This window comes from Pseudomonadota bacterium (genome assembly GCA_039193195.1).
Classification (GTDB): Bacteria; Pseudomonadota; Gammaproteobacteria; order Steroidobacterales; family JBCBZW01; genus JBCBZW01.
This window is the reverse complement of record JBCCWS010000083.1, coordinates 1-9,926: the sequence shown is the minus strand read 5'-3', so window position 1 is coordinate 9,926 and position 9,926 is coordinate 1. Positions and strand designations below refer to the sequence as shown.

The 9,926-nt window shown below is 59.3% G+C and carries 8 protein-coding genes; 5 read left to right on the top strand and 3 right to left on the bottom strand.

The window, feature by feature from the left end; all coding sequences use genetic code 11:
• Positions 1 to 500: 500 nt before the first annotated feature.
• The 3 genes from AAGA68_26840 to AAGA68_26830 all read right to left on the bottom strand — a co-directional run bounded on the left by AAGA68_26840 (position 501) and on the right by AAGA68_26830 (position 3,453).
• Positions 501 to 1,214 carry a toll/interleukin-1 receptor domain-containing protein gene (locus AAGA68_26840; protein ID MEM9388687.1) on the bottom strand — a complete coding sequence of 238 codons (714 nt, stop codon included), beginning with the start codon at positions 1,212 to 1,214 and terminating at the stop codon, positions 501 to 503.
• Between the two features lie 595 nt (positions 1,215 to 1,809).
• Positions 1,810 to 2,046, bottom strand: coding sequence for a hypothetical protein (locus tag AAGA68_26835; protein MEM9388686.1), 237 nt, complete (start codon positions 2,044 to 2,046; stop codon positions 1,810 to 1,812).
• Positions 2,047 to 2,502: 456 nt separating this feature from the next.
• The gene (locus AAGA68_26830) at positions 2,503 to 3,453 is read right to left on the bottom strand and encodes a hypothetical protein (GenBank protein MEM9388685.1); all 951 of its coding nucleotides are present in this window, start codon (positions 3,451 to 3,453) and stop codon (positions 2,503 to 2,505) included.
• 468 nt (positions 3,454 to 3,921) lie between these two features.
• On the opposite strand from AAGA68_26830, the gene AAGA68_26825 reads away from it, so the two are divergent.
• The 5 genes from AAGA68_26825 to AAGA68_26805 form a co-directional block, all read left to right on the top strand.
• Entirely contained in the window at positions 3,922 to 4,266 is a 345-nt protein-coding gene (locus AAGA68_26825) for a hypothetical protein (protein MEM9388684.1), read from the top strand.
• A 422-nt stretch (positions 4,267 to 4,688) separates the two neighbouring features.
• Positions 4,689 to 6,962 carry a hypothetical protein gene (locus AAGA68_26820; protein ID MEM9388683.1) on the top strand — a complete coding sequence of 758 codons (2,274 nt, stop codon included), beginning with the start codon at positions 4,689 to 4,691 and terminating at the stop codon, positions 6,960 to 6,962.
• A gap of 117 nt (positions 6,963 to 7,079) precedes the next feature.
• Positions 7,080 to 7,274 (top strand): hypothetical protein, encoded by a 195-nt coding sequence (locus AAGA68_26815; protein ID MEM9388682.1) that lies wholly within the window; start codon positions 7,080 to 7,082, stop codon positions 7,272 to 7,274.
• A gap of 96 nt (positions 7,275 to 7,370) precedes the next feature.
• Positions 7,371 to 8,180 carry an AraC family transcriptional regulator gene (locus AAGA68_26810; protein ID MEM9388681.1) on the top strand — a complete coding sequence of 270 codons (810 nt, stop codon included), beginning with the start codon at positions 7,371 to 7,373 and terminating at the stop codon, positions 8,178 to 8,180.
• Between the two features lie 344 nt (positions 8,181 to 8,524).
• Positions 8,525 to 9,926, top strand: a 1,402-nt coding sequence (locus AAGA68_26805) for a transposase (protein ID MEM9388680.1), incomplete at its 3' end; no start/stop codon positions are given.

Sequence of the window (9,926 nt, the reverse complement as noted above, 5' to 3'; positions counted from 1 at the left end):
TGCATGAGCGACCCCAACACTCGGAAAACGCCGGCCTCAACCCTGAGAACGCCTCACAGGCACTCGCTCAGCTGCGGTCAACGCCCTACGATCTCATCTCAGGGGCTCAACGCCACACCTCATGAATAAAGCAGGCTAGTACGCAGCAGAGCCATTCAATCGCCTCCATTCGTTGGCCGGGCTGTGTTCGGAGTATGCCGCGTGATCACTGCAATGAGATGGTCCTATCCCACGCGACGTTCTGCGGGAGCGTACGACGCCACTCCCGACCTGGCTTCAACCGGAAGTAGAATCGATTGGGAGCCATCTAGTCAAGAGTTCTATTGACACGTTGGACGAAGACGGAGCTGGACGAATTCACCGCCTCGGCAGACGCTCGGGGATGCCCCTTGGTCCAATCAGCAGAGCAGAGGCGTGTTGGTGCTGATTTTGCCCACATCGCAACGCCGATCTGCAGGCGCCACCCCGATCTCTGGAGAGCTGAGAGCCCGCCGAGGCTGCTATCGCGGCCTATGCGGCAGTTGCCACGTGTTTTGCTCAACACCCAGATACGTAGCTCTGCTTTGTGCCTGAGCCTGCATAGCTAATCGACTAAACTCGGCTTTTAGCGCAGGGTTGGTGGTATCGAGACTACGCGCGACGAGATTTTGAAAAAGCTTGTCCAGCAAAATGGCCTGCTCTTCTAGCATCCGCTCTTGCGTCTCTTGCGGGTCGGCGCGATCTGCACCAGCCTGCCTCTCGACCAACGCTTCGTGTACTTCTGCGCGATGCGCTACTGGCGACGTGTTCAGCTGTGACAGGCGCGACACAACCAATGAGGCCACAGCCTCCGCCTGACTTGTTGTACCGTCAACGTGCGTCACTCCCTCAGGCAACCCGACCACTGCATCCAGCCGCACGTCACCCATTTTTACCAGCAGGACGCGATCAGGGTCCGTGAGGAGGCTTTCACTGATACCCTGCCACTCCGCGCCTGGCCACCCTCCGCTGCAATAGGCAGAAGAGATGAAGGCAACGCACAGATCACACTGCTCGGCGTATAGCGTGGGCAAGTAGCCTTCGAGATCAGAACGTTCCAGTTCCCCTACACGGAACTCGTCGTAGAACACATGATCGTACCCGTAGGTCAACGCAAGGGCATTGGCCACTGCTCGCACGTACAACCGCTCTGCGCTCGAGAAAGATAGCGCTACGAAGAAGCGTCGATTATTCACAGGTTGCTCCGTCAGTGAATCAGCGCGAATTGTCTCTCGCCCGCACACTCCGAGCTATTAAATTCTCAAACTTGGTAGAAGTGAGATCAAGCACGATCGACAAGTGTGAATTGCGTCACTAGGTTTTTTTGGGAGCACTGGCCGATGGCAGAAGCAGCTTCCTAAGGTCTTTAGCAAAACCACAGGACGTAGCGTCAAGATCTTGACCCAGTTCGCAGAGACGTCGCAGAAAAACCTGATCCAATCCTCCATGACGGGATTATGGCGCGACGCCCTCGCCAAGGAGTCGAGATGCGGGCAGCTGGTAGAAGCCACTTGATGATGCCAGGCCACATGCTGATGGCCCTGAGCTACCTAGCTCAGTCAGAAGATGGGTGCGCTGAGCTACGCGCTATCGTACGTGAGCTCGAGCGATACAGAATTAGCAAGAGCACCGTATACAGATCGCTTGCGGACTATTCCCGACGGCCGAGTCCCTACCTAGCTCGCGATGGAAACTGCTATCGACTTACAGCTGCTGGTGAGCAAGCCGTCGCAAGCATACGACTGAGCTTCTCCCCGCCTGTGTCCAGCGTGCATAAGCGTCTTGCCCAAGCTACGCGAGAGAGCGGATCAGACGAATCGCCTCTTCTGTGACCGGCGAATCCAAGCCCTCTTGAGCTAAAGACTCCCTGCGCATCAGTAGTTCGTCGATGTCCTCGGTAAACACCACGAGTTCGGCTTCACGCTGGTCTCCGCTCGCCCCGAATACGACACAACGCCTGTGATCGCGCATCGCTAGTCTCACGTTGTCGAAGGGCGCATCGCCGTTGGGTCGTCTCGTCGTGGTCATGGGTTTTCCGAGTTCTCAAGGTTGCCCTGGAGCGCCGCTGCGACGGGTTTTCCATGTTCTCGTAGCCCACGATGAGAAGTCGTGAAGCAGTTCCGTGTGGATGGCCTCGTTCACAAGTTTTGTCGCGCCGTTAGAGCCTTCTCGGGGCAAAGGCGGACTCGGTGGCTGAGGGAGGAAAGGACCGCGCCCTACTCACCTAACTTCGGGCGCAGGACACGAGCCCGGCTGCGTCTGGCGATCGACTCTTGCTCAATGCGGATACCTGTTGGCGGCGTAATCATTATCTATCGAGAACGCTGTCTACTCGTTACTCATCGCGAGGACGTCAACACCATAAAAGAGCTGCGTGCGACACAGTCGCCTATGAAAACAGACCTTGTCGGCGGGGCGATCGGTAGCAAGGTCAGGTGTTCCAAGGTCCGCTGACGGTGAAGCGACATGCACTCCATGGGCCAGCTACTGCCGTACGCTACCCTGCTCCAACTCGTCGCGTAGCCTCGAGATCATAGAGACCTCCCGCCCGGGCGCCTCGAGCTCTGAGATCAGAAGATCGGTCTTTTGGCCTCGTGCACTGAGTACGCACTGGACGATCTTCCCTAGCTTCAAACCCCCGATGCTTTCGATGAGCTCGGCTGAGCCAGCGAGAAATGCACTGATGATACCGCGGGTGTATTTCGCTTTGTGAAGGGCGAGATATCGTTCATAGTCGTTCAGTAAGTCATCGAGATGCTCTTTCGCATAGGCGGCATCGTATCCACTTGCTGCGATCTCTCTCGCCCACAGGCGCAGCTTGCGTGCTCTGGCAACAAGATCGGCATCTGACTTCAACTCGAAAAGGTCCTGCCAAGGCGTAGTGTCAGAAACCAACGGTACATTGTCGATCGCCAAGCGCAGCATATCGCCCGAAGTCAGCACTGTTGACTGGAGCCCCATTGGATCAGGTAGCCCATCAATGCACACGGCTTCACGCCCTTCGATGCAAAACTGCTGAGCGCACGAGCGAACCTGCAGACTCCTGTTCAAGTTCGACAACCGCTGCACACGGTCGAGGTCTGGAGGCTGCGCGCCATCTTCGCGTGCTTGATGCATTAGCTTATCAAGTTCGTCAAATATCTCTTGATTACGGCGCACCAGACGGATGTACTCGTCTACGGCTTCGTTTGGCGGTGCGGAAGCTGATCGCCGAATCTCCAGATAGTGATCAGACCCGATGACTTCTCCAGTAGAGAGGAGATACTCCAGCTCGTCGGCCCATTCGCGGTGCCTGCGCTTGCCGTAGAGCCCACGCCAACGCGCCATGGTGGACGTTGGGGTCACCAACGCTAGTTGATCAAAAAACAAAAAGTCCCGCTTGAGTCCTCCGAGACCAGTGAATGTGAGATCCCAAGCATGCGTAGTGCCAATCATCTGCAGACGATGCCCTTAACAATCCAAAGCAAGGAGCATCCTAACAGTTTCCCACGACCTCTCAGCACGGCATGCTCAGGATGCCCGCTCGCGCTTGGGTGTACCCCGCAAAGCAGCAAGCGCGGCAGAAGCGAACTGCCTCGCGCTCCGCGCGAACCCAGACCTAAGCTAGCAAAGATGGTCGATAGCACCGGCCATCGTCGTCGGTTGGAAGCATTGCTCTCGGCTTACGAGCGAATTCATTTTACACTCTCGCCCCCTGTGGCTGACTCCCTCAGCCGCAGAGCAATCGCTAGTGTCCTGTCCCGTGAGTTCGTTGAAGAAGTCGCTCGGGGCTTTTCGTTTCTAGGCGCGGCGCGAGGACGAGCGTGGCAGGCTCCACGGGAGGTGCCTAGGGCCAAAAAGTACTTGCGAATTCTCTAACGACCGCACAGCACACTAGATCGCACAACGTCAGGAGGTAATCGGATGACTTCTTTACGCAAGCTGCTGCTCGCATCGACTGTTTTCCTTCTCTGCACCCCTGTGTACGCGGTGGACCCACCGCAGTGGGTGAGGGGCTCTCGGCTCGTGAACATCCGGGTGCAGCCAAATGGAAATATTTATATGACCATCGACAAGGCGACGCCAGATTTCGGGTGCGCAAACTACACTTCCGGCATTGTGGAGCTGAACACCGGTGCGCCCAACTTCAAAGAGCAGTACTCGCTGGTGCTCTCAGCGCTCATGGCCGACAAGAAGATCGACGTCTACGTGTCTGGCTGTGCAAACGCGCACCCGGCTGCGGAGAACACGATCATCCTACGGGAATGAGCCGGCAGGCTAACAACGCCGTCCTCAGCTGCGGGGGATAGGGCGGACATTGCAAGACGCGGTTGCATCACAGCTCGATGTGCCGTGGCGGCCAAAGCAGCCGTCGAGGACGAGCACCCAGCGCACGTTCTTGGCGGCTCATACGACCGAGGCGATTCAGCAGTGGGATTCACGTTTGAGCCTCTTGCTACTGTTATCGCGACGGCCGACGAACGGCCCAGATGCCGGTCACTAGGTTCGCCGAGGGCGAGTTCGAGGCGCCCCTTTGACCCGGCGCTCTACGTACGCGACGCGGGCCCTACGGGCACCAATCAGATATCTTGGTCCACGCCACCGCAGCCGCGAGGACAACACGATTGGATCTGCTTGCCAGGAAAGCGGCACCACGGCCAACGCAACCGCCTTCGACATGAGAGCATCTAATGCCAACCCGAACGTTTACTCTTGCCGACTGGGCCACCCCAATTGATCTCGGCGCCAATGTGATACCGGGCTCAGTAGGCTTCACGCTTCAGGGCCAAGCCGTCACCGACTGGGATCTGCATGGGCACGTATGGGACCCAGGCGCTGTGGCGTCAGTACCGTGGCTGGACCATGCGACTGGCGTCCTGGACGCTAGGAATCACAACATCGACCACCTCTACGATGCAGTCACCGCAGGTGCTCGTGATGTGGAGATCAGCTGGGACAACTCACGCGCCGCTTACAGCAAAGAACAGCACTACCGAAAAGCCTTGAGTAAACTGCACGACGACGCAGACGTGCAAAACGCAATCTGCTGGCTATGGAATTTGTTTCCTACGCGCCCAATAGTAATTCAAGGCACCAAGGGATACTCAGGCACAGTAGAGATCCCCGACGGCGCGATGCTCCAAGGCGAAGGTAACGCCAGACTGCAAGTCTTGCCAGGCCATGCGTTACGGCACATCGAAGCCCCGGACTCACGTCGCGTAAAAGAGCAGCTCGGCTGCGCCATCACCTCGTTCATGCCGTTGAGTGGTGCGTGCGAGCACTGCACGTTCCGCGACATCGAGCTGGACGGCAACTTCCAGAACAACGACTCATGGGTGGGCGGCGAGACTGAGGCGGCGATTCAGCACGAACTTCAGAACACCCCCTCATGGTCTGGCCTCGCCAGGCATCCGCAAAATGGTCGAGTCATCAGCGCTACGCAGTCGTGCAGCCTAATCAACGTCAAAATCCATGGCTTTGGCTCGTGCTGCATCATGGGCGGAAACAACTGGAGGGGCGTAAACGTCGTGTTAGGCAACACGCTCTTCAACAAGCACAGCTATTGGGCCAACGGCGATTTCACCAATCTCACTGATTTCGGCTTCAGCTACGGCGAATGGCATCGATGCATCTACTTCAACGTATCGAACTGGATCATTCGAGACGCAGTGCCAAACCCGTACTACGAAGCACCAACCGCGATGGTCACGCAAACCAGCTCGTCTCTCGGCAACTGGGGGCAGCAGCTTCAGTACGAACAAGTCGGCCTGAACGTCAGGGGGTACTTCTTCGATCTTCGCGGATCGAGGCAAGTCCGAGTCTTTGGCCTTGGCGCCCATGGATCACACATCCGCGATGGCGTGATCTGGCATGACCTTGATTTCTTTACCGTATTCACTGATTGGTCGTGGCGGCTCGATGAACGAATGCTCGGTACGGTTCTGGATGGATTGCTCGTCGTCACCAACGGCAAGGCAAGCCTTGCGCAATTCCGAAACACTCCGCCCAGCATGAGCAATATGGAGGTTTGCGCCTTCGGCAACGAAGTCGAGACTCAAGGAAATGCCATCTTCGACCTTAGCTTCGACACACCAGCTGCGCCTGTCTACACGAAGTACGCAGACGCGCCCGTGCGTTGCAAGTTCTCGAACATCAAGGCATGGAACTGCACGGGGTTCGTGTTGCGCGTTGATCTCCCGCCCGGCTGGGAAGAAGACGTGGAGATCACTTTCGAAGACTGCGTCTTCTTGAACAACACGACGGCAATCGTTGCTGGCCCAGGCAACCAAGGCGTCAGTTCGCAGATGGAGCGAACCGAGAAGGACAAGATCAAGCTCCGGTGGGTGCGCTGTACGGGCGTGATCTGGGATCAGTATCAGACCAACCTCGAACTGTTTGCAGAACTCAGTGACTGGTGCGAATGCGTGTTCTACCCAGGCACCCTCGACATCGCGCCGCCCTACGAATCGAGCAGGATCGACTACGCGTCACCGATCGAGAAGTTGGGTCGCTACTTGGAGCAAGACACGGCGATCACCGTCCCGATCGGTCAGCGGCACAAGCGCCTGCATCGCGAGTCGCTGGTTACCGTAATGGCGTCCAGCGACAGTGAGGTGGGCTCGTCTAGCGCTTCTAGAGCTGAACTGATCATTCCTGCGGAATTGCACGGAATGAGACTCGTACAAGCCGCCTGCCAGCTCTACAGCCCGTCTGACACCGCCACCAAGTTTGGGATCAGCCGCTTAAGGCTGCAGTCGCCAACGGGGCCGCGAACCGTCGTCGAGATGCTGAGCCTACCGCTCGAGGTACAGGCCTTGGAGTACAGTAGCGAAGATGCGGCTTCGGCGTATGCCATCGATCGAGCGCACGACGAAGTACGCGCTGGGGACTACATTCGGATACACATCGAGGAGATCGGGGACACGCCGCCGAAGGGCGCTTACTTCACACTCGGCTTCGAGTGAAGGGCGCCGGCATTCTGCCGAGCTCGATCACTCGCACCGCCGTCTCATCACCCCTCGTGAGACGCCTGCGCCGCCCAGCTGCCCTAGACTTGGCGCTCCATGGGACCGCGGCCGACGATGAACCTCTCCACCGACCTACTCGCTTGGGCGCTCGCTGGCGGCGTGGCGCAGGCGGCGTTCCTCGCCGTGGCCCTGCTTACCTTGCAGACGCGCAACCGCACCGCCGTCAGGTGGCTAGCTCTACTCAACGCCGTTCTTGGGGCGATGCTGGTAGGCGAACTGATGGACATCTCTGACAGCGGCCGCGAATGAGCCCTGGCTTTGGCGTTGAAGTTCGCGTTGCCGCCCGCGCTCGACCTCTTCCTCCGCGCCGCAACGATGCCACCAAGATCGAACGATACCACGCGGGTGAGCGCGCATTTTGCTCCCCTCGGCCTTGCAACACTTGCGCTGGTCTTTCCGCACGCGCGGGCCGATGGTCACCTCGGCCTTGCTCATCCGCGCCTCGGGAGTGCTGTCGCGACGCTCGTGTTTCTCAAGTTCGCCAGCTTCGCCATCTACGGTGCGGCGAGTGTGCACGTGCTGCGCGTACGCTTAGGCGAAGCAAAGCGCCGCGAGCGACCCCGCTTGCGGCGCATGCTGAGCTGGTTGAGCGTCGTGCTACTGGCCGCCGCCGTAAGCTACGGCGCGCTTTTCGCACAGATGCTCGGCTTCGCTCCCATGGGAGATGCGGACACGCTGGGGGCTCTGGTGAGTGTGGGAGTGATCTTCTTCTTCGGCTACTACGTGCTGAGTCATCCCGACTCTCTCAACCGGCCGCCACCAAGCCCACCGCCCGCACCAGCGCACGCCCGCGAGACGCGACAGGTGATCGAACTGCTCGCTACGCATCGTCCCTTTCTCGACTCAACGTTTACACTGCAGGCCTTCGCCCAGCAGACGGGACTGGCACCGGACATGATTCGCCGCGTAATCGAGGCGGAGTACCAGATGGAAGTCGGCGAGCAAATCACCAGCCAACGCCTTGCTGCGTTCCGCACGCTCGCGCAGAAGCCGTCGCTGGCCCATCGCAGCACGCTCGACCTGGCGCTCGAGGCAGGCTTTCCCAGCAAAGCAACCTTCTATCGCGCCTTCGCCGCGGCTCATGACAGCAGTCCCTCAGCCTGTCGAAAATCCGTACTGTCGGGCACGGGTGACACGTCGCAGGACGCACGCTGAGACGAGCTGGCTTCGCCGATGTGTCAGGTTCGGTGACCCCTGGACCATCTTGGAGTCGCTCGTGCGTAAGCCGTTACTCGTCATCACCCCCCTTTGGTCGCACTCCTGCTCTGTGCGGTGATCTACTACTGGAACCAACATCTGCACTTGCACGGGGACGTGCGCGTGGTCGAGTTCGCGAGTACAGACGGCGTCGTGCTGGTGGGCTCGCTCCTGACCCCACCCGCGGCAAGCGCCATACCGCCCCCAGTCATCGTACTGCTGCACGGGTCCGGCCCCGCAGCAGGCCTACCACCCTTTGTGACTGCACACGCGAATGCGCTCCTCTTCGCGAGGGCGTGGCGGTGCTCACCTACGACAAGCGAGGCTCCGGCCGCTCCGGCGGCGATCTCGCAACGGCGACCTATGGTGACTTCATCGAGGACGCATTGGCGGCGTTGCGCTTCGTGCGTACGCTCGAGGAGATAGACCATGAGCGCGTAGCAGTATTCGGTTCCAGCGAAAGCGGCTGGTTGACGCCGGAGATTGCCGTACGCGACGGCGCGCTGCGCTTCATCATCAATCGTGCGGGCCCCCCAACCAGCTGGATGATCACCAACCTAGGGGAGATCCGCCAAGAGCTGCTCGCCGCTGGCCTCGAAGACGAGCAGATGCTCCGCACCATTGGCGCCCTGCGCTCGGACATCTGGCACTACTACCGTGAGGCGGCCCGCGCCAAAGCCCCGCTGCACGCTCATCGAGATCGCCTGTCGGCCCGGCTGCAGGAAGTGGACAAGCGCTGGCTATCGGTCATCGGCATGCGCCTTGCACCGTACGATCAGGCCCGCTTCGAGCGCTACGTAGCGGACATCTTCTACGACCCGCAGCCGTACCTCGAGCGCTTGGAACTGCCAATGCTGTGCTTTTTCGCCAGCCATGACCAAAACTTGCCAACGAAGTTGGCCGTAAGCCAGTTGATAAGCCTACAGGAAAAGTTGGGCAAGCAGATTGACGTTCATGTGTTCAATGGCTATCGACACGGCATAGCGAAATGGCACAACCTCTTCTCCCTCGGCTACCCGAGCAACTACCTCCCTACCATGGGCACCTGGGCCAGGGCCCAGTTCGACTCGGCAGCATCGCCAAGGATAGAAGATATAGAGGCCCCCACCCTTACGAGGACTACCATCGCAGATGGGTACCTCAACTGGTGGAACAGGACGGAGGCGTCTATGAACCACGAACGTAGTCCACATCGGCCTCGATGTCGACGACACGAACTTCCACGGGCGGCACTGGACCGCGAGACCGGCGAGTGCCTGGACTTCCGCTGCCGACCTACCGTCAAGAGCCTGCTCAAGAAGCTGAAGAACGTCCGACAAGCCCTCGGTGGCGAGCGAACGCTTAAGCTCTGCTACGAGGCAACCTACATCGGGTTTGCGCTGCAGCGAGATCTGGCGGCGGCCGGTGTAGACTGCGCGGTCATCGCCCCGACCAGCATTCCGACCCAGCGTGCTCGAGCGGTCAAGACAGACCGGCTGGATGCTACTGCGCTCGCACAGTTCTATGCCAACGGCCTACTCAGCGAAGTGATGGCGCCAGAGGCGGAGCAGGAGGCAGACCGCAATCTGCTCCGTTCGCGCCAGCAACTGGTCAAGCAGCAAGGCGATCTGCGCCGCCACCTACAAGGCCTGCTACGAGGCAACGGCCATCACTACCGCGCGGCTACGGGCGCGCGAGCGCAGTGGACCAAGACCCACTATCGGT